Source organism: Psychrosphaera sp. (assembly GCF_982872775.1).
The window spans coordinates 38,882-60,296 of sequence record NZ_CEYNSH010000017.1; the positions used below are offsets into that span (position 1 = coordinate 38,882).

Sequence of the window (21,415 nt, forward strand, 5' to 3'; positions counted from 1 at the left end):
TTCTTAAAATTCGCCTTTGAACCAACTAACCACTCTTTGCCACCACTGCTGCGACTTCTCTTCATCATGAGACTGTTGTTTTTCCATTCCATATAGCAACAGTCCTACCGCAGTAGAGTGACTTGGGTCTTGTACGTACTCTGTTAGTCCTTTGACACCTAAAGGCGTCCCAACTCGAACTGGCATTTGAAAAACTTGTTCTGCATAGTCAACCGCACCGGTCATTTTTGCCGTACCGCCTGTTAACACTATACCTGCAGCAATTTGATCTTCTAATCCCGACTTTCGAATCTCATCCAAAATCAATTCAAATATTTCTTGATAGCGTGGTTCGATAACCTCCGCTAATGTGTGGCGCGACATAATACGTGCTGGTCTACCACCAACACTCGGTACTTCGATATTGTCTTCGGCGCTCGCTAGATTGCGATACGCTACGCCGTATTTTACTTTGATGTCTTCAGCATGGCCGATAGGCGTTCTGAAAATTTTGGCAATATCGTTAGTGACCTGATTACCGGCTATTGGTAACACCGCTGAATGTCGAATCGCGCCGTTAGCATAAATAGCGATATCCAATGTACCGCCGCCCATGTCGACAACACAAACACCTAACTCTTTTTCATCTTCCGTTAATACCGCATAACTTGAGGCTAACGCACTGAAAATCAACTGATCTTCTTTAAGTTCGCAGCGCTCAACACACTTGACGATGTTTTTGGCCATGTCATTAGAACAGGTCACGATGTGAACTTTGGCTTCCATACGGACGCCTGACATGCCAACTGGACTTTTAATGCCCTCTTGCATATCAACAGAAAATTCTTGAGGCATAACGTGAAGCATTTTTCGCTCAGCGGCCATAGGCACAGCTTTAGCTGCGTGAATCACGTTTTCAACGTCTTCGGCTGTCACTTCTGAGTCGTGAATTGGTACCATGCCGCTTTCGTTTTGACATGAGATGTGTTTGCCACTGATGGCTAAATAAACTGATGAAATACGACAGTCAGCCATTAACTCAGCTTCATTGATGGCTTTTTGTACCGAGCCTATCACTAGGTTCAAGTCATTAACGCCGCCTTTATCCATGCCATTACTTGCATGATGTCCAACACCAACAATACTGATCTGTTGATCTGGCGTGATCTCTCCAACCACAGCAGTTACCTTAGACGTTCCGACGTCTAGGCCTACTATCAAGTTTCTATCATTGGCTTTCGCACTTGAACTCATATTATTCGCTTACGCACTTAACTTTGATTATTGTTATTTTTTATAATGTTATTTTGTAACCACGACACGGCTAATCCAATGTCATACCGCAAATCAACTCTGGCGACTTGTTTATCGTCATATTCAGTCAAAAGCGGGTACAAATCAACAAAACGTTGTACTCGTTTCATTTTATCAGCGCGGCCTAAATTAAGGTGAATCCCCTTCTCTAGCCAAACCTGCCAAGCGTATCGCTCCGACAAAACTAACTCGCTGATTTTAAAGTTGTGCAACTCCAACAAGTGTTGCATTTGCACATACCCTTTTAATACGTCTTTTTCATTGCCCTCTGGGCCATAAAGCCTTGGCAGTGAATTTGGGACCTCTATGCCATCGGCATAAAATACGTCTCCAAATGGGTTGAGTAATAAGTCGTTATTCCAAACGGCATAAACGTCTTGTTCAACCACAAACACGTGAATCGTACTCGGCCATTCTTTTCGAATTGATGCGGCGTACACCCACGGGTTTTCTAATAAATTGTTTTGTAACTTGGCCACATCGATAGTGAAAAAACTGCCATCGATTTGGTGTTCTATTTTTTGTTCTAGCTGCTCGCGATCTAAAAAGTCTAATTGACCGTGAATCACGACTTGGTCGACTGGCGCGTCATTTTTGTTTTGGGCCCAATCGAACAGGCTATTATAACCCCATACAAACAATAAAATAACCGTTAAAAAGAAAACAAATCCAACTAAAAATCCGGAACGTTGCCACTTTTTAACTGTTGCCTGCGTCATTTCAGTTAACCCTTTACCTGATTCGCTGCTGCAACGCTATTTTGTGACGGCATTGTGTCCTCCAAAATAGTGATCACAAGCTGTTCAAAACTCAGGCCCAAATTGGCCGCAGACTTTGGCACTAAAGAACTTGGCGTCATTCCTGGTACCGTATTAATCTCTAACAAATACGGTTGGTTGTGTTCATCAATTAAAAAATCGACCCTTCCCCACGAACGTCCACCAACCAATTCAAATGCTCGTACTGCAATCGCTTTAATTTGATCTGCTAATTCATTATCAATTGGAGCAGGACACAAATACTCGGTTGTTGAACTTTTATATTTAGCTTCAAAGTCATAAAACTCGTTAGGCGTACGCATTTCAATCAACGGCATGGCCGTATCATTTAAGATACTCACTGTCACTTCACGACCCGTTACCCATTGCTCGATTAACACTTCATCATCGTGTTTAAACGCTATTGCCAGTGCTTTTTCTAACTCTTCAACTGTTTTGGCTTGCGACATGCCAATACTCGAGCCTTCATTAGCAGGTTTTACCATCACTCGATTGTTGAGCGCATTTAACGTTACCGCCAAATCCAGTGGTTTTGATTTACGAGCGACAATAAAGGGTGCCGTCGGTAAATCAGCGCCTTTGAACAAGTATTTACTTCTGACTTTGTCCATGGCGAACGCAGAGCCTTGTGGACCACTACCTGTAAACGGTAATTGCATGAGTGAGAGAGCACCTTGCAAACTACCGTCTTCGCCGCCTCGACCGTGTAATACAATAAACACTCGGTCAAAACCTTCTACCAACAAATCGTCCAGTTTCTTGTCTTTCGGGTCAAACGCATGCGCATTCACCCCAACAGACTCAAGCGCCGTTAGTACCGCCTGACCTGATGCCAAAGAAACTTCACGCTCTGCCGACTCACCACCAAACATCACCGCCACTTTGCCAAATTTGGCAGTGTCTAATGTGGCTAGATTGATAGGCGTTAACGCAGAGGTCATAGTTCCGTCACCTCTAACATTTTTTCAACTTTCATTTCACAGTCAATAAGGGTCTTAATAACAGAATTGATGTTACCTGCACCTTGCGTAATTACGACGTCACCATCTTTAATGACATGAGCTAATTGAGCTGGAATCTCTTCTGGCTTCGCAACAAAAATAGGGTCGACCATATTTCGGTTGCGAATGGACTGTGCCAAGCTACGGCCGTCTGCGCCTGCAATTGGCTTTTCACCCGCGGCGTAAACTTCGAGTAACAACAAACAATCCACTTTTGATAGGACTTGAGTAAAGTCATCGTATAAATCACGAGTACGGCTGTATCTGTGTGGTTGATAACACATAACTATACGGCGCTCTGGCCATGCCGCGCGCACCGCATCAATCGTCGCTGCAACCTCAGTTGGGTGATGGCCGTAGTCATCCATTAATTTGACTGAGCCTTTACCCGTTTCATAATCACCGTGTTGCTGGAAGCGACGACCTATGCCTTCAAACTTCTCAAGCGCAGCAATAATGTACTTATCTTCAATGCCTTCTTCATGAGCAACAGCAACGGCAGCGGTTGCATTGAGTGCATTGTGTCGTCCAGGTAAATTCAGTGATAAAGACAGTTCACCACCTTTGTGAGTAATGGTGAAAGACGTACGAGTCTCTTGTTGCTCAAAGTTAGTGATAACGTAGTCGTTGTGCTCTTCAAAACCATAACTAACGACACGACGACCTAACTCTTTTGCGACATTTCGTACTTCTGGATCGTCACCACACATGGTCGCCAGACCATAAAAAGGCAAGTTATGAAGAAAATCGATGTAGGTTTGTTTCATTTTTTCGAAGTCACCATCATAGGTTTCCATGTGGTCGGCTTCGATATTCGTAACAACAGAAATCAATGGCTGTAAATGTAAAAACGATGCGTCGCTTTCGTCAGCTTCGGCGATTAAATAACGGCTTTTACCAAGTCGTGCGTTGGTACCCGCGCTATTTAACAAACCACCAATGATAAAGGTTGGGTCTAGTTCGGCTTCAGCAAAAATACTGGCAATCAAACTGGTTGTCGTGGTTTTACCATGGGTACCTGCGATAGCAATACCAAAGCGAAAACGCATTAACTCAGCTAGCATTTCAGCGCGGCGGACAATAGGAATGCGCAATTCTCGTGCGGCAATGATTTCAACGTTGGTTTCGTCAATCGCACTAGAAACCACAACAACACTGGCGTTTTCAACGTTTTCTTTTGCGTGACCGATACTCACTGTCGCACCGAGGCCTTTAAGGCGTTGAACAACGGCGTTTTCGTTGATGTCAGAACCTGTAACACTATAACCTTCGTTTAATAAAACTTCGGCAATACCACCCATACCAGCACCACCAATACCGATGAAGTGCAACGTTTGTAAACGGCGCATGGCTGGGTTAACTATATTATCTTGAATACTCAATTATCTACTTCCAAATGCTTGGCACAGACTTAACATGCGAGCGGTCGTGCCTAAATTTGCGTTTTGTTTTGCCTTGAGCTGCATATCTGTAATCAAAGAAGGCGCATGCAATAACTCGTGCAGTACCTCAGGCAATTGTTCATTTAGTTTGGATTGCTGGACAATTCGGGCCGCGCCAACGTCAACGAGGCTTTGGGCATTGGCCGTTTGATGATCATCGACTGCATGAGGCAATGGAATAAAAATCGCCGCATTACCCGATGCCGCGACCTCTGAAACCGTTAGCGCACCCGCGCGACAAATAACTAAGTCGGCCCAGCGCAATGCGTCTTGCATATCGTCGATAAAGTCAGTGACTTCGACCTGTTGTTCAGCAAATCCGTGTTCTTTATATTTTTCTTGTACGTCTTTATGGTTGTTTTTACCAGCTTGGTGACGGATTTGAACTCCAGCATTCAGAGTTAAAAACGGGGCCAAATGGACAGCCATATTTTCATTCAATACTTTGGCACCTAGACTACCACCAATTACTAAAATTTGGGCCGGCGAGTGCTCATTTATTGTTCGCTTGAGAACATTATTTAACTTGGCGATGTCACTTCGGACTGGGTTGCCCACAACTTCTACTTTGTTGTTTTCATATTCCGGGCATTTGCTGGTATTTGGGAACGCTAACAACACCTTTTTGGCGATACGGCTTAAGTAGCGATTAGTCATTCCCATCACGGCATTTTGTTCATGCAAAATAACCGGAATACCTAAACTTTTCGCTGCCAAACCGCCAGGTCCAGATGCATAACCACCAAAACCGATAACAACATCGGGTTTTAGCTCAGTCAAAATGGCTCGGGCTTGTCGAAACGCTTTTAATAGCATAAACGGCATCTTAAGCTTACGAACTAAGCCATTGCCTCTTACTCCTTGCACTTCAATAAAGTGAATAGGAATGTCGTGTTTAGGAACAAGGTCGGCTTCCATTCGATCGGCGGTACCAATCCAATCAATTTGCCAATCGTGCTCTTTTAATGTCTCGGCCAGAGCGATACCCGGGAAGATATGTCCTCCCGTTCCGCCAGCCATGATCACGGCTTTAGACTGCTTGCTCATGATCAAGTTCCTTGTTTTGTTGGTCTGGATTAAACGGTATTTGCCTTAACTCATAGTCAATTCTGAGCACCACAGCAATCGCCACACTAAATACAATAATGGAGCTACCACCATATGAAATAAAAGGCAGTGTCAAACCCTTAGTGGGTAACAAGCCTGTGCTTGCTCCTATGTTTACGAAAATCTGAAAGGCAATCCAAATACCAATGGAATAAGCAAAGTAACCGCTAAAGTGCTGCCCTTTCTCCATTGCTTTAGAACCAATCAATAAAATGCGATAAACCAAGTAACCCATCACAATGACTAACGCCGCCAAACCCAAAAAGCCTAACTCTTCTGCCACCACAGCGGCAATAAAGTCGGTATGAGCTTCAGGTAAATAGTCGAGCTTTTGAATACTGTTACCAAGCCCTAGACCCAACCAATCTCCACGTCCGTATGCCATAAGAGACTGTGTTAACTGATAGCCGCTACCAAATGGATCGGCCCAAGGATCCAAAAACGCAGTAACACGACGCAAACGATATGGCTCAAGCAAGATAAGACTGACCACAGCCAAAAGACCACACGCAATCAATGCTATGAACTGCCAAATCTTAGCGCCCGCCAAAAACAATAAGGCAACCGTTGTAACAAACATAACAATCACGGTACCTAAGTCAGGTTGTTGTAGCAGCAAGACAGCGAGTACCGTAAATACAACAAGAGGCTTGGCAAAGCCTTTAACGTTTTCGAGTAACTGTTCGTGTTGACGGACTAAGTAGCCCGACAAAAACGCAAAAAAGAACAGCTTTGCGACTTCGGCTGCTTGTAAATTAAAGACACCTAATGACAGCCAGCGCCGACTGCCGTTTACTGTATTACCCACCAGCAACACTAGGACCAAGAGCACAGCGGCTACAAGTAACAACTGCATATTGTATTTTTGCCACCATTCCATTTTGAATAAAATAACAGTGGTGATGGCGATTAGAGAAATCACGATAAAGACGGCGTGTTTAATAGAAATGTAGTATTCGTTTCCGTAAAGCTTTTCGGCAACGGGCATCGATGCTGATGTCACCATTACCCAACCAAAACACATCAAAGCTAAAGTCAAAATAAACAAAGTACGGTCGTAAAAGGCGGGCGCGGCTGGCTTGTCACTCTCTAATGAGCGTTTGGATAAATTCACTAAACCAAAACCAATTCTACTCATCTGACGCTCCAGTACTCTCGGCGTTTTCAGATTCGTCTTTAGTGACTTGATGCACAGCCGCAATAAACGCTGCTGCTCTGGCTTGATAGTTTTGGAACATATCAATGCTGGCACACGCTGGTGATAACAAGACAATATCACCACGGCGCGCTTTCTCTACTGCGACATTCACGGCTTCAGCCATATCTTCAACTAAACTCAATTTATGAGGTTCTACAAACGCCTCAAATTGATGTTTGTCTTTACCTAATGCCACAAGAGTTTTGACATTCTCGTCAATAACCGATTTTAGTTCAGATAAATCCGCACCTTTGGCATCGCCACCGGCGATCAAAATAATATTTTGGCCTGCTGTTGCGCCCGTGCCTAAACCATTAACAGCTGCAATAGTTGAAGCAACATTTGTGGCTTTTGAGTCATCTATAAAACGAATGCCTTGCCAGCCTTTTACTGGCTGACATCTGTGTACCAGACCTGTGAACGACCATAGCTGATCAATATGTTCATCCACAGCAATATTTAAACTAGACGCCAGAGCCAAAACGGCCAGAGCATTTAAGCCATTGTGATGGCCTCGCATTTGTCCTTGGTTTAAATTACCTATCACCTGTTGATGATGAAATAAATCCCCAGTCTCTGGCTCATAGCTCCACATCAAAGGGTGCAGCTCGTTTTGAAGGCCAAAAAACTGCACGCTTGGTATACGTGCATCTGGATTAAACTGTTGTAAAGACTGAGTATCAAAATGGGTCAGCTCGTCATCACCATTGGCTAAAGCCAAATCGGCATGACGATAAATTTTGCGTTTGGACTGAGCATAATCATCAAAGCTCGCATAACGGTCTAAATGATCGGGGGTGATATTAAGCACCGAAGCAGCTTGGCATTTTAGACTCGACGTCGTATCAAGCTGAAAACTGGATAGCTCCATCACATAGACATCGGCGACTTGGTCAATGACATCTAAAACCGGCACCCCAAAATTACCGCAAGCGATAGCGTGTTGACCAATTTTGTTTAGAAAATCAGTTAACCAAGCAACAACGGTAGACTTACCATTAGAAGCGGTGACGGCTATGACAGGTTTGGTATTAACACGAGCAAACAGCTCGATATCACAAAACACCTCAATACCAATATTTTGTGCGTACTGAATCGCAGGTTCGGAAAGGCTGATACCAGGACTAATCAAAACCAATTCATAGTCAGCAAATTGTTTTGTTGGAATTTCACCAAACTGACAAGTTACCTGGGCTAACAACTCATCACTTTGTGAATTAATAGGCGGCGCTTGCCTTGAATCATAGACATCCGGAACAACACCGTTTTCCAACAAATAACGCAGCATCGACATGCCCGTCAAACCCAAACCCACCAAGGCAACCTTAGTGTTTTTTAGGGATGTAAGATACGTCGATGTTTGTTTCATTTATTTTCCTAACTATTTTCCAGAGTTTTTATCTGGCTTATTTATTAACTGCGGTTTATTAACGCAGTTTTAGTGTGGCAATGCCGACTAAAACTAGAACTAAAGAGATGATCCAGAATCGGACAATCACTCGTGGTTCTGGCCAGCCACTTAATTCGTAATGGTGATGAATCGGTGCCATTTTAAAGACGCGCTCACCACGTAATTTGTAAGAACCTACTTGTAAAATCACCGACAAGGTTTCCATAACAAATACGCCACCCATGATGACTAACACTAATTCTTGACGAACCAAGACAGCGATGATGCCAAGCGCACCACCAAGAGCTAGCGAACCTACATCGCCCATAAAGACTTGCGCTGGATAAGTGTTAAACCATAAGAAACCAAGCCCGGCACCGACAATCGCGGTACAAACAACCGTCAGCTCATCAGCTAATGGGATATAAGGAATATGTAGGTAATCAGCAAAATTAACGTTACTCGTCACATAAGCAAACAAAGCCAATGCGCCAGCAACCATAACCGTAGGAACAATAGCCAAGCCATCTAAACCATCGGTTAAGTTAACTGCGTTACTCGTACCAACAACCGTAAAGTACACCACCAGCAAATACATCAAACCTAATTGCGGCATGACTTCTTTGAAGAAAGGAACGAGTAGCGCTGTTTCATTTGGATCTTGAGAAGTAAAAAACAAATAGGCCGCAACGCCAATTGCAATCACCGATTGCCAAAAGTATTTCCAGCGCGCGATCAAACCTTTGCTGTCTTTTCGAATGACTTTGCGATAGTCATCAACAAAACCAACAATGCCATAACCTACAACGACGGCCATCACGACCCAAACGTATTTGTTGCCAAGGTCTGCCCATAACAAGGTACTGATCACAATCGCACCAAGAATCAAAATACCGCCCATTGTTGGGGTGCCGGCTTTACTAAAGTGACTTTCTGGACCGTCATCACGAACCGTTTGACCGATTTGCATTTTTTGCAATGCTCGAATGAGTTTTGGACCGAAGTACAAAGACAATCCCATTGCGGTTAATACACTTAGAATCGCTCTAAATGTTAAATAAGAAAATACGTTAAAGCCTGAATAAAACTGGGTTAAATATTCTGCCAACCAAACTAACATAGGTTATCTGCCTTTATTCTTATCAGCGTCAGTGCGCAAGGCAGTGACTTGTTCAATGACCAATTCCATCTGGGCACTGCGTGAACCTTTAACTAACACAGTTACTTCGGGCGATGTTGTTCCATTAACTCGCGTAATTTGTTTATTTAATTCAGTGACTAACTCTTCTCTTGATGAAAAATAAGCACTGCTTTGTGTTGTTTTTTCCTGTTGGCTGTTTTGATTAAATGCGGTCGTTGCCGATGCACTTAATTCACCTAAAGTGAATAACTGTTGGATGCCTTTTTGTTGTGCGTATTGGCCCACTTCCTGATGGTAAAACTCAGCATCGTCACCAAGTTCACCCATATCACCTAATACCAACATTTGATGAGTTTTGTAATTGCTCAATAAATCAATGGCAGCTTTTACCGACTGAACATTGGCATTGTAAGAATCATCAATCAGCATTAAATGATCATTTATCGGCTTAAGATTAACCCGACCTTGAACCACTTTCATTGCGGCTAAACCCAATTTTACATCTTGTAAACTTGCGCCAACTTGCATACAAGCCGCACACGCTGCAAGAGCATTACTGACATTGTGTTCACCAGGGACAGTTAGCTGAATGTCTATTTGCTCTAAGTCCTCACGGCCTTGAGTTCTAACATTTAGCGTAAAGCGAGCGCAGGCCATTTCATCGAGACTAACATTGGTCGCAAAAACGACTTGTTCAGGGCTAATGCCCGAGTTAATACCAGGGTTAGCGCCAGATTTGTTACCAGAGTTCGCGCTAGCCGCGTCTAGTTCGGTAGCGGTATTTAGTGCCACATCGGCGCCAAATAACACAACTTTGCCTGGACGAGTCGCAAACTGCTCAGCCAAGTTGTTAAACCAATAAGCTCGATGTTCTGCTTCGGCATTTGCGTTGATGATTGCTGTACCGCCTTCTTTAAGGTGATTAAAGATCTCACCTTTGGCACGAACAATTCCGTCCAAACTACCAAAACCTTCTAAATGTGAAGGTGCGACGTTATTCAAAATCGCAACATCCGGCTCAACGAGTGAAGAGGTATAATCGATTTCACCAATATGATTCGCGCCAAGTTCAATCACACCATAGTCATGGTGTTCTTCGAAGCGAAGTAGCGTCAGCGGCACACCAATTTCATTATTAAAGTTTCCATTGGTCGCCAAAACCTGACCTTTTTGACTCATGATTGCCGCGCACATTTCTTTAACTGACGTTTTGCCTACCGAGCCTGTCATGGCGATATTTGGTGTGTTGACAGTCTTAGCGACAGCACGACCAATCTGACCTAGTGCTTTCAATGTATCTGGGACAACAAACTGAACAATATCTTGCTCGACGGCTTGTTCAACAATGACGGCAATTGCGCCTTTTTTAATTACGTCCGCGACGAATTTAGAACCATCAAAAGATGGCCCTTTTAATGCCAAGAAAACCTGGCCTTGCTTAATATGACGACTATCTGTCGAAATCTCGTCAATACTCGCAGTACTATCTATCAATTGGCAGCCTTTCGGGTGCGTAGGTGCAACCGCTAAGACGTTTGATAACCAATTCAAATCTGCTTTGATCATAAAATACCTTCTTGAGCCGAACTCAAAAGACCCGCAACAAAAGCTCGTTCATCGTAGTCGAACACTTGTTTTCCGATAATTTGGTACGCTTCGTGGCCTTTGCCGGCAATTAAAACTGCATCACCCTCTTCGGCTTGTTGCAACGCCAACTGGATGGCTTCTTTGCGGTCATATTCAACCTGATGTTGAGCCGGGGTTTCGAATCCTGCCATGATATCACTAACGATTTGCTCTTGGCTCTCCGTTCTCGGGTTATCATTGGTCACGATGACACTGTTTGCGTATTTTTCCGCCACCTTCGCCATTAAAGGACGCTTGCTTGTATCTCTGTCGCCGCCACAACCAAAAACCAAAATAAGTCTACCTGACAAATGTTGTTTCGCTGCTTTTAAACTCGCTTCTAACGCATCTGGTGTATGTGCATAGTCAACAATGGCAATCGGTTTGTTTGGTTCAACAAATAATTCTAGGCGCCCCGGTACTGGTGTTAATTCAGTAAATTTTTGGCTATCGAAAGACCAACCCGACACGACGGCCGTTGCAAATACCGCAGCGATATTAGCCGCATTAAATGCACCGTAAAGAGGTAAGTTAAGGGTGGTGCATTCGTGGCTACCACCAATTTGCCAATCTAGTTCGACTTGCAAACCATAGGCGTGACAATCTATTTGTTTAATCCAAACGTACTCTTCAAAACCGAGGGTCTTTTTGGTTTCACCCACAGCAATGATGCGCTGCTCTTGAGGCAAAATATCAACAAGTTTTAAGCCATACTCATCATCAATATTGATAACAGAGTTATTCGGGCGGTGCTTAATAAACAATTTAGCCTTTTCATTAAAATAGGCGTCCATAGTCCCGTGATAATCAAGGTGTTCGTGAGTCAGATTAGTAAATACAGCCGTCTCAAAGCTCAGACCATCGACTCGGCCTTGCGCGAGCGCATGTGAAGAAACTTCCATCGCTACGGCTTTAAATGTGTGATTTGGATCTTGTTCAAACTCTGACAAAAGACGATACACATCGGTAATGCCCGGTGTCGTGTTATTTGATGGCACCATAGATTGATAGTGACCTGTGCCCATTGTGCCAATGACTGCACAACTGCCAACTGAGCCGTGTTGTTGGTTAGAACCTTGGTTTTGCTCGTGATTAATACTTGATGCTTGGTTAAAGCTTGGCTTACCAAGCGATAACTCAGCAATTTGCGCTAACAAATGACTGATTGAGGTTTTTCCATTGGTACCCGTAATACCAATTATTGGCATAGGCTGACCATGTTGGAAATAAAACGCCTGACACAAATCAGCTAACTGCGCTCGCAGTTCTGGTACACAAATAAAGATAACTTCTGGATGCGCTTTTTGAAGTTGTTCAACTAAATCGCGTTTTGTATTGGTTGGTATTCCATCTTTATCGGGGATATTGTTTTCACTCTCTTGAGCAACAAAACAGGCTTCATCAATGACGACCGCACTTGCCCCGTTTTTGATAGCAGACTCAATAAAATCTATGCCATTTAAGTCATGTCCGGCTAAGGCAACAAAAACGTCAAACCGTCTAATAAGACGGCTATCTTGTAAAATTCGACTGTTCGTTGTTTTTAAAGCGCTATTTTCTCCTTGCTGCAGGTCGAGCGCTTTTTCTAAATGAGCCTTTAAAGACTCTGCAATTTGTTGACTATTAGTTAACGTTTTCATGCTTGCGCCTTATATCCGCTAACTGGATCTTTTTGTCCCCTGCTGCGTCGGGAGCGACGTTTAACATACGAAGGGTCTCTTGCATTATTTTGCCAAAGGTTGGGGCAGCGGTTTCGCCACCGTAATAATAATCACCTTTAGGGTCGTTTAGGACGACAACCACTGCGATTTTTGGATTTGAAACTGGGCCAACACCAGCAAAGGCATTGACGTAATCATGACCATAACCACCCGCAGTTGCCTTTTGACTCGTCCCTGTTTTACCTGCAACACGATAACCAGGAACGATTGCATTTTTACCAGAGCCTTCTTCACTCACCACGCTTTCCATCATATTTAAAACACTGATGGCAGTTTCTTCTGAAATAATGCGTTTTTGTGGTTTTTCGACGCCTGTTTTAATAATTGAAAGTGGACGACTGATACCACCCGCTCCAATCGTCGTGTACATTCTTGCTAACTGAGCGGCCGTAACCGAAATACCATAACCAAAGGACAAACTTGCAATTTCTGAGTCAGACCAACGACGACGGTCATTAAACAAACCAGTACTTTCACCGACCAAGTCAACGCCCGACTGGTCAACTAAGCCCATGTCATAGTAAAGCTCCAAAAACGATTCTTTTGGTGTTGATAAAGCTAATTTTGTTGAGCCCATATTTGATGAATATTTTAAAACATCCGCCAAGCTCAATAGTCCGCGGTTGCGAGGATCAGAAACACGACGACCACCTAAACGCATGTAACCTGGCGAAGTATCGACCAAGTCGAGAGTGCCGTATGAACCGTATTCTAACGCGTTAATAACTGACAGTGGCTTCATGGTTGAGCCCGGCTCAAAAGTATCAGTGATGGCACGGTTTCTAAAACGATGAACCGGAACGTTGGTGCGGTTGTTTGGGTTAAATGATGGGCTGTTCACCATAGCCAGAACTTCTGCTGTTTCAACATCAACCACAATGGCACTACCAGAAGCGGCTTCAAAGGTTTGCACGGCTTTTTTCAGCTCTTGATAAACCACCGACTGAATACGCTGATCAATGGTTAAAGTGATGTCTTGGGGCTCTGAGCCTTTTTGCTCTTCAATGATTTCAATTTCACGGCCCTTGGCATCTTTAATGATCTTACGTTTGCCTGGTGTGCCTACCATCCAGTCATTGTGGCGAAGTTCGATGCCTTCAATACCTTCGCCGTCGATATTGGTAAAACCAACGACGTGAGCGGTAATTTCACCCGCTGGGTAATAACGTTTTGATTCCTCACGCAAACGTACACCCGGAATACGCAACTGCTCGACATAGTCGGCAACCACTGGGTTGGTTTTGCGTTTTAGATAAATAAAGCGCTTGTTGTGGTTGTTGGTAATTCTGGCGATGAGCTCTTGCTCTTCCATTTGCAGGACTTTAGCCAAGGCTTTCCAACGCACGTCTGTATCAAACTCTGGATATTCCAAAACGCGTTTAGGATCGGCCCAAATGGTTTGAACTGGAACACTAACAGCGAGTTCGTTACCGTGACGATCGGTGATCATGCCACGTTGAACGGATGATTTTTTAACGCGGACCGTGCGGTTGTCGCCTTCTTTGATTAGGCGTTCTGGTTGAATAATTTGCAGATAAGCGGCGCGAGTAACAACCGAGCCAAAGACCAAGACTAAACAAACAACAACGAACTGAAAACGCCAGCGATTGACGGTCGGTTTGGCTTTTTGTTTAGCGTGAATGTTCTTTCTATTGGATTTTTGGACAGACGAGGCCACTGCCCCTTTTTTGGTGCGTTTGGTTGTCGATTTTTTGTTGTTTTTCTTTTCGTTCAACCAGTCCTTCATGGCAAGGTAACCACCACCTCTTCATCTGTTGTCGGACGACTCATATTTAAACGTTCACGGGCGATTTGCTCGACACGACTGTGTTCGGCCAACGCTCGCTGTTCTAACAACAAATGGCGCCAATGTACGTCGATGTCATCGCGCTGTTGCAACAAGACATCTTGTTGGATCACCATTTGTCTATTTAACTGTGCCCAGTGCACCACTGCCGTAGCAGCGACAACATTGAGCAGCAGAAGCCCCACTGTAAGTGAATACTTACGTATGTCTTTGAGAATATAACGAGCTAATTGAGCATCGATGACATTTGTTATAGTTATGTTCATGTCGATAATCTTTCAGCGACTCTCAAGACGGAGCTGCGCGCACGGCTATTGCTAGCAATTTCTTGTTCCGATGGCTTTATTGCTTTGCCAATCGGCTTTAATTTAATACCTACGTTCAATTCAGCTTCAGTCATAGGTAAGCCTCGAGGGACTTGTTTGCCCTTGCTTTCCTTACGAATGAACTGTTTTACAATGCGATCTTCCAACGAATGGAAGCTAATCACTGATAAGCGACCTGTTGGTTTAAGTACTTCTAGTGAAGACTCAAGGGCCTTTTCAATTTCAACCAACTCACTGTTGATATAAATGCGAATACCTTGGAACGTACGAGTGGCTGGGTGTTTCTTTTCTACCTTGCTCTTTGGCACAGTAGAGGCAACCAAATTCGCCAAATCGGTTGTTGTTAACAATGGCGACTCGTCGCGTGTGTTAATGATCTTGCGAGCGATTTTACGAGCGAATTTTTCTTCACCGTAAGTCTTTAGCGCAAAAACAATGTCGTCTTCTTCCGCTTTTGCTAGCCAGTCCGCCGCGGAAATACCACGGGTGAAGTCCATGCGCATATCTAATGGGCCTGGTTTCATAAAACTAAAACCGCGATCGGCTTCATCTAATTGCGGTGAAGAAACCCCTAAATCCATCAAAATACCGTCGACTTTACCGACAACGTCGTGTTTTTGCGCAACCGCAAGGATCTCTGAAAAAGGCGTGTGTTCGATAGTGAAGTTGGCGACATCTGCAAATCGTTTTGCCGCTTCAATTGCCGTAGGGTCTCGGTCGATGGCGATGAGACGTCCCTCATCACCCAATTGTTCTAGAATATGTGAAGAATGGCCACCGCGTCCAAATGTACAATCTATATAAATGCCGTCAGGCTTAATCGCTAAGCCGTCTATAGATTCTTGTAATAATACCGATACGTGTGCTGTCATTTTGCTGCCGTTTGCCTATTGGGTCGATTAAAATGAAAAGTCTTTTAATCGATCGGTTAATTCATAATTACCTGCCAGCTCGGTTTCAATATCTTCTTCCATCTGAGCTTGCCACTGCACTTCAGACCACATTTCGAATTTATTTAACTGACCGCTCAAAACAATCGACTTTTCTAAACCAGCGTGCTGGCGTAACTGAGCAGGTACTAAAATACGTCCCGACTTATCCATGTCGACCTCGTGAGCGTTGCCTAATAACACGCGTTGAACACGGCGCTCATGAGGATTCATAGAGGATAATTGACGCAATTTAAACTCAACGTCTTCCCATTCAATCAAGGGATATAACAACAAACAGGACTGGTGCAAGTCGACCGTACAAACCATTTTACCTTCAGACTCAGACAGCAAAACTTCACGGTATCGAGTTGGAATCGATAACCGTCCTTTGTTGTCTAAAGATAAAGTGTTCGCTCCGCGAAACATGCTGGCTCCATATTGTGGTTGTTATTTCCACCGAATTTTTTTGGGTATGAGATCCAATTTATCCCACAATTTCCCACTAATTCACAATTTAAGCCGTTAAACAACCTAAAGTCAAGCAAAGAAACGGCAATAAATTGCCGCTCAAATCAATTAAAATAAGGGATATAAGTAAGACAATGAAAATAGTGGGGAAAAGTGGGGAGATTGATCGAAAAAGATCGTTTAGGCGATTCGCTGCTAGCACTAAAACACCTTGTTACATCTAAACCACTCATCACTCTGCCTTTTAATTGATTGAGAACGAACGTTATTGTATTTTTATTCGGCATAATTTTTTACAAGGAAAGTTGCTTTGAAGTCCGTTGTTTCATCTGTTTTATTATTAGCCTCTGCTGTATTCACTTCTTTTAGTTCGAATGCACAAGAAATTCTTAATCCCAAACAAGACTGGCAAATTTTAGAAACGGCCAATTTTAAAATTCATTACACGCCAAACTATCAAGACTGGGCCTTTGATGCCGCGAATGAATTGGAGCATTCGCAGCAATTAATAGCTCAGCAACAAAGCCGTACTCTGACAGAAAAAGTCGATGTCGTTGTGTTTGATCCTTTAAACAGCTCAAATGGTTTTGCCATCTCGTTCAGCAACAAGCCATTTATGGCGTTGTTTGCTACGTCTGCGTTGTCGGACTCTATCATCAGTAACAGTGACAGCTGGTCGCAGTTATTAGCCTTACATGAATATGTTCATCTGGTTCATTTGGGACAAAAGGACAGAGCATCATGGCGTCAAACATTAAGAAAATACAATGACTTGTATGATGCTTATGCGTCAGGGTTGACTCGTTGGGCTGCGGAAGGTTATGCAACATTACTAGAATCTAAGCTAACTGGACGTGGCCGTTTGTATGACGCACAAGTTGAAGCAATAATTTTACAATTTGCTCGCGAAGGTGCTTTGCCAAAATATTCACAGTTAAGCTCGACAACGGGCAGCTACAAGGCAGGGTCAATGGCCTATTTGGTTGGCGCACGCTTTTTAGCTTGGTTAGAAAAAGAATATTCTGAACAACACTTAGATGCAGTGTGGACAAGAATGCGCGGCGAAGCAAATCGCGATTTTGATAAAGCGTTTAAGGGCATTTTTCAACAGCCGGCCGCACAGCTTTACAAAAGATTTGTTGCTGAATATACCCAAATGGCGATGAATAGCGAGCAACAGAACGACAGCGCCGAGTTGTGGTTTGATGCTAATTTTGAACTGCGTTCACCGACATTTAGCCCAGATCAAAGTAAGTTTTTGGCAATAGAAGCCACCAACGACACCTCGCCAAAATATACACTGTCTGTTTATGAAACCGGTATCAATACCAAAGCCATTGAACGTTTTGAAAAGAAAAACGCGTCTATTTTAGAAGACGATCCGCAAGATATCCCGGATAACAAGCCAGCAGTATTTAACAGCAAACAAATCATCGCCTTAAACTCAATCAACGGAAAAGGCGTTCGCTTCCCGAGATGGTTGAACGAAGAAGTCGTTCTTTATGTTGCTAGCTCGACCGATAATCAAGGTCACCAGCACCAAGACTTGTTTAAATGGGATATTGAATCAGGCAAAGTCGAACAACTGACAACAAGCATGAATCTTCGCCGCTTTGATATTTCTAGTGATGGTCAGTTTGTTGTAGCAGAGCGAAACGAGTTTGGTAAATCAAGCATGGTTAAAATTGAGATAGCTCAATTAAGCTTAGATAAACAAGCCTCAGTGACTGAGCTAAAAGCCCCTTCTCTAGAAAAAAGCTATGACTTCCCTAGACTCAACCCGAACAACCAAAAACAGTTAGCCTACTTATCAAGAAGCACAAATGGCAACTGGCTAGTAAAACTAGGCCAGTTAGATGTTGGTAAAGAAGAAAAGTTAGGTGATAAGCAAGTTGGAAAATTAAGCTCAGAAAAAACCATCGCGCTACCGAGCAATTATCAATTCTTGTCTTATTTGAATTGGACACCAGATGGTGAATCCTTGTTATTTGTCGCCAGTCAAAACAACCAATTGTTTACCTATAAATACAATTTAAAAAGTGATTCACTGAGCCGAATTACTAATGGCGAACACCCAGTCGCTTGGCCAACTTTGTGGAATCAAGAAGGTGAATCGCGTTTGGTTTATGCCTCAACTCGTTCTACCGGTCCAAACCTCTATGTACAACCAATGGCCGACACAGACAATAAAGTCGTTGATGTTGCCATTCCACAGTCACAGACTGCGCGCACTGAATACACCAAGAATACGGACTCCAAATATTTAATGCCATTGGCTGGTACGTCAAATGAATTTGTAAACAATTCTTCGGTGCCATACAACTCCGATGCGGGCTTGGGCGATCAAGATATGTCACTCATTTTAGCCGGGACTAGCAGTACCACTTCGACCAACCTATTTGAAATTGGTGTGAAAGGCGCTGATTTAATGCAACGATTAAGCTGGATGGTGACCGCAGGCTTTGACGATGCGCTTTCAGGTTATAGTGGCTATGTCAGCTGGAAAGGCTGGCCTGTGAACCTCACGGCTAATGCCTTCTCGTTAGAACTAGACCCATCAAAACAGTCTAGCGAAGTATTCGGAACCACCATTAACAAAGATGGCTTTAACATCAACGCTGATTGGAGTTATGGCATTTATAGTGGCTGGTTAGAGACTTATCGCGGAGAGCTCAATTCAACATTAGCCTACACTCGTTTGGATGACGCCGCATTCACCACAACCGAATATGACAATGATGGAAATCCTATAACGACATTGATTGAGAGTACTGGAAACAGTGAACGTTCGTTCCAGATTGGTCACAAACAAAGGCTGTCTTACGATGTTCAATCTTTTGCAGTATTTCAGTCGAGTGACATAACTTGGATCACCGGTGAAACCGAGCTTTCAAATAACAAGGCAGACAAATACTCCTGGAATGGTCATCAAGGCTCGTTTTTAATGGGCGCAACATGGTTAGATGTGTCGCTAACGGCAGAACACACTTGGGCGACTCGAGATGACAGTGACGTTAACTTATTAAGTTTCGGCGGTTTGGACTCCACAATTGTAGCAAGCCACAACCTACCGAATTGGGTCTTTATTCCAGAACTGCCGTTTGCAAAGGCAACGGGTAACCAGTTTACTCGCAATACCGTGAGCCTTGGTCCAAAAGGCAGCTTCCAAGTTTACTACTCTGACCTTGAGCTGGAATCTCAATCGAGAAACAACTTCTCATCGACTCAAAATACCGATCAAGAATTTAGTATCTATGGTATTAGAGGCAAGATGGCCGTTGATTTGGTTGGATTGAGTTTGACCGGAATCGGTATTGAATTTGGCTTGGCGAATGTCACTGAAAAGCGTTTAGAAGCTGACGAAGAAGACACGCAAGCTTGGCTGAGCCTGAAATACAATTATTAATTGTTTTTACACTGCCAACTTCGTTTTGAAGTTGGCGTGTAGATTTGTTGGAGGCACAAAAACGCCCATGACTTAACTGGACTAAATTAATAACTAACTTAAAAAAGCTAAAGCGTAGAAATTGCTCGGCTGAAGATTATTTTTAGTGGCTCAAGGTTTAAATTTACTCCCGCGACATTTGCATTTATCCAGTTTTGGCGAGATATTCTAGGCCATGTGATGTCATAGCCGAGCGTATATAACATCTCCTCAAAAAAGAATCTAAGCACTCTACCATTTCCTTCTCGAAATGGGTGAAGCAAATTAAGCTCACAAAATAGATCTGCTACTTTTTCAATAAGCTCATTATTATTTTTGCATTGAGCTAGATCGGGAATGGTATTGAATAGTTTTTTGCGCCTCTGGCTCAATTCGAGTCCAAGTACAAAAGCGAGTCTCACCTTTTGAGATATCTACATCTCTTGTTTCGCCAGCCCAAACATATAAGTCTTGAAATAAATGGAAATGCAGCTGTTTTAAGTGCTCAAACGTAAAGTCGGATATTGTGTTTTGTGATGGGTTATAAGTTCTGTAACGCTCTGCTGTAAATTCAGCCTCAGCTTCACTGAGTATATCGGGGTCTCTAATGTTTAAAAGGTTAATTAAAACATCAGAATCAGAGTAGCAATATTTATCGCTTGCTACTCCGTATTTATCTCGCATATTTACGTTTCAGCTCATCCAATGATTTGCCTTCACCATTCTTTTTTAGTGATAGGCCTTCGTAGCTTAAGCTAACCTTAAAGTTTTCCATTTTAGGCGTAAATTTTGATTTTTGGTTGTTGCTAGAAGTGGTAATTGTCGGTGCCATAACTCCTCCCAAGTGTCTTTAATTTTAACTTAGTAAAACTCAAATTGCCATTTTGCAGTCTATTTATTTATGCTAACAACAAAAGCTTTAGTAATTGGAATGCCCAACTATTGCGGGGCACTTCATCCAAGTATAAGGTGGCATTTCAGATGCGAGGCTTTGGATTAAAAATTAGAACTTTGTTTGACTCACCTAAACACGTCACAAGCAAAATTTACGTCAAATAAATCAGGTGTTTTAAGTTCAATGTTTCCGAATACAGAATGGTTGTAGTCTATAATCAAATCCTGCTCCTTTTTGTATATCGTACAAACGGCTTGTTCATGTTCTAATTCATATCCCGCAGTCTCAGTTAGGAATTCACCAGTAATTTCTTTATCAACCTTTATAACAATAGGGTAAGCATCGTTGTTCTTGTTGAAAATAACCCAAGTTTTTGCTTCTAAGTCTGAACTGAAAATATAATAACTTGCTCCAATTTCGAACTTATATTTGCCTGTATCCAATTTAGTTACATTATTAAACCGATAATACATACAGGTAAGGGTATTAACATTCACCAAGCTAATTGCCACAACCAATGTGGCCAGCCCAGTAAAAAATGCGATGTTCTTATGTTTATTCAATGTGTTTATCCGCCTCTTTCAAAACTGTTTTAACGCCTTCTGCCACTCCTCCTGTAACTACATCTGTTGCAGAGGTTGGTACAGTACTACCTGAAGTAGATGTTCCCGGTAGATTCCCCCCAGCTTCCACAGCTTCAGCAAGAGCACCAACTAGCTCTTCGTTAGCTGCAGTACTTTCTTGAATCGCCTCTGTTGCATCAGTTGTTGAGCCTTCGCCTTGTTGTAGTTTTTTTAACTCTTCCCACTTTTTTTCTGTCTTTTCAGCAGAGTTTTGTGAACTTTCTTTAAGTTCCTGTGTTTTT

General features: G+C 43.1%; 20 protein-coding genes. 1 reads left to right on the forward strand and 19 read right to left on the reverse strand.

Annotation, left to right across the window (positions count from 1 at the left end):
- Positions 1 to 3: 3 nt before the first annotated feature.
- Genes ftsA through mraZ form a run of 14 tightly spaced genes read right to left on the reverse strand, consistent with a single transcriptional unit; the run spans position 4 to position 16,189 of the window.
- A complete protein-coding gene (gene ftsA / locus AC4E96_RS06890; RefSeq protein WP_488033442.1) occupies positions 4 to 1,233 on the reverse strand; it encodes a cell division protein FtsA in 1,230 nt (409 codons plus the stop codon).
- A 17-nt stretch (positions 1,234 to 1,250) separates the two neighbouring features.
- Positions 1,251 to 2,012: a cell division protein FtsQ/DivIB gene (locus tag AC4E96_RS06895; RefSeq protein ID WP_490255314.1), complete on the reverse strand. Its 762-nt coding sequence runs from the start codon at positions 2,010 to 2,012 to the stop codon at positions 1,251 to 1,253.
- 5 nt (positions 2,013 to 2,017) lie between these two features.
- Complete coding sequence (locus tag AC4E96_RS06900; protein ID WP_490255315.1) at positions 2,018 to 3,013, reverse strand: D-alanine--D-alanine ligase; 996 nt, start codon at positions 3,011 to 3,013, stop codon at positions 2,018 to 2,020.
- On the reverse strand, positions 3,010 to 4,422 hold the full coding sequence (gene murC, locus AC4E96_RS06905) for a UDP-N-acetylmuramate--L-alanine ligase (protein WP_490255328.1): 1,413 nt from the start codon (positions 4,420 to 4,422) through the stop codon (positions 3,010 to 3,012). The genes AC4E96_RS06900 and murC overlap by 4 nt, the downstream gene beginning before the upstream one ends.
- Positions 4,423 to 4,455: 33 nt before the next feature.
- Positions 4,456 to 5,562, reverse strand: coding sequence for an undecaprenyldiphospho-muramoylpentapeptide beta-N-acetylglucosaminyltransferase (gene murG, locus AC4E96_RS06910; protein WP_488034056.1), 1,107 nt, complete (start codon positions 5,560 to 5,562; stop codon positions 4,456 to 4,458).
- Positions 5,546 to 6,760 (reverse strand): cell division protein FtsW, encoded by a 1,215-nt coding sequence (gene ftsW / locus AC4E96_RS06915; RefSeq protein ID WP_490255316.1) that lies wholly within the window; start codon positions 6,758 to 6,760, stop codon positions 5,546 to 5,548. Before ftsW ends, murG begins: the two co-directional genes overlap by 17 nt.
- Positions 6,753 to 8,189 carry a UDP-N-acetylmuramoyl-L-alanine--D-glutamate ligase gene (gene murD, locus AC4E96_RS06920; protein WP_490255317.1) on the reverse strand — a complete coding sequence of 479 codons (1,437 nt, stop codon included), beginning with the start codon at positions 8,187 to 8,189 and terminating at the stop codon, positions 6,753 to 6,755. The genes ftsW and murD overlap by 8 nt, the downstream gene beginning before the upstream one ends.
- 58 nt (positions 8,190 to 8,247) lie before the next feature.
- Positions 8,248 to 9,330 (reverse strand): phospho-N-acetylmuramoyl-pentapeptide-transferase, encoded by a 1,083-nt coding sequence (gene mraY / locus AC4E96_RS06925; RefSeq protein ID WP_488034053.1) that lies wholly within the window; start codon positions 9,328 to 9,330, stop codon positions 8,248 to 8,250.
- Positions 9,331 to 9,333: 3 nt separating this feature from the next.
- On the reverse strand, positions 9,334 to 10,917 hold the full coding sequence (locus AC4E96_RS06930) for a UDP-N-acetylmuramoyl-tripeptide--D-alanyl-D-alanine ligase (RefSeq protein ID WP_490255318.1): 1,584 nt from the start codon (positions 10,915 to 10,917) through the stop codon (positions 9,334 to 9,336).
- A complete protein-coding gene (locus tag AC4E96_RS06935) occupies positions 10,914 to 12,617 on the reverse strand; it encodes a Mur ligase family protein (protein WP_490255319.1) in 1,704 nt (567 codons plus the stop codon). The genes AC4E96_RS06930 and AC4E96_RS06935 overlap by 4 nt, the downstream gene beginning before the upstream one ends.
- The gene (locus AC4E96_RS06940; protein ID WP_490255320.1) at positions 12,601 to 14,445 is read right to left on the reverse strand and encodes a penicillin-binding transpeptidase domain-containing protein; all 1,845 of its coding nucleotides are present in this window, start codon (positions 14,443 to 14,445) and stop codon (positions 12,601 to 12,603) included. The genes AC4E96_RS06935 and AC4E96_RS06940 overlap by 17 nt, the downstream gene beginning before the upstream one ends.
- Positions 14,442 to 14,771 (reverse strand): cell division protein FtsL, encoded by a 330-nt coding sequence (gene ftsL, locus AC4E96_RS06945; protein ID WP_488034049.1) that lies wholly within the window; start codon positions 14,769 to 14,771, stop codon positions 14,442 to 14,444. The genes AC4E96_RS06940 and ftsL overlap by 4 nt, the downstream gene beginning before the upstream one ends.
- Positions 14,768 to 15,703, reverse strand: a complete 936-nt coding sequence (gene rsmH, locus AC4E96_RS06950) for a 16S rRNA (cytosine(1402)-N(4))-methyltransferase RsmH (protein ID WP_488034048.1) — start codon at positions 15,701 to 15,703, stop codon at positions 14,768 to 14,770. Before rsmH ends, ftsL begins: the two co-directional genes overlap by 4 nt.
- Before the next feature lie 27 nt (positions 15,704 to 15,730).
- Positions 15,731 to 16,189 carry a division/cell wall cluster transcriptional repressor MraZ gene (mraZ, locus tag AC4E96_RS06955; protein ID WP_488034047.1) on the reverse strand — a complete coding sequence of 153 codons (459 nt, stop codon included), beginning with the start codon at positions 16,187 to 16,189 and terminating at the stop codon, positions 15,731 to 15,733.
- Positions 16,190 to 16,541: 352 nt separating this feature from the next.
- Here mraZ and AC4E96_RS06960 point away from each other — a divergent pair, with 352 nt between their 5' ends.
- Positions 16,542 to 19,637 (forward strand): hypothetical protein, encoded by a 3,096-nt coding sequence (locus AC4E96_RS06960; protein ID WP_490255321.1) that lies wholly within the window; start codon positions 16,542 to 16,544, stop codon positions 19,635 to 19,637.
- A 107-nt stretch (positions 19,638 to 19,744) separates the two neighbouring features.
- Here AC4E96_RS06960 and AC4E96_RS06965 read toward each other — a convergent pair whose 3' ends face one another.
- From AC4E96_RS06965 to AC4E96_RS06985, 5 genes are all read right to left on the reverse strand, one after another.
- Complete coding sequence (locus tag AC4E96_RS06965) at positions 19,745 to 20,077, reverse strand: Fic family protein (protein WP_490255322.1); 333 nt, start codon at positions 20,075 to 20,077, stop codon at positions 19,745 to 19,747.
- Complete coding sequence (locus AC4E96_RS06970; protein WP_490255323.1) at positions 19,986 to 20,339, reverse strand: Fic/DOC family protein; 354 nt, start codon at positions 20,337 to 20,339, stop codon at positions 19,986 to 19,988. The genes AC4E96_RS06965 and AC4E96_RS06970 overlap by 92 nt, the downstream gene beginning before the upstream one ends.
- Positions 20,329 to 20,487, reverse strand: coding sequence for a hypothetical protein (locus AC4E96_RS06975; RefSeq protein ID WP_488034245.1), 159 nt, complete (start codon positions 20,485 to 20,487; stop codon positions 20,329 to 20,331). The genes AC4E96_RS06970 and AC4E96_RS06975 overlap by 11 nt, the downstream gene beginning before the upstream one ends.
- A 188-nt stretch (positions 20,488 to 20,675) precedes the next feature.
- Complete coding sequence (locus tag AC4E96_RS06980) at positions 20,676 to 21,113, reverse strand: hypothetical protein (protein WP_490255324.1); 438 nt, start codon at positions 21,111 to 21,113, stop codon at positions 20,676 to 20,678.
- The coding region (locus AC4E96_RS06985; protein ID WP_490255325.1) for a hypothetical protein at positions 21,106 to 21,415 on the reverse strand (310 nt) is incomplete at its 5' end. The genes AC4E96_RS06980 and AC4E96_RS06985, both read right to left, overlap by 8 nt.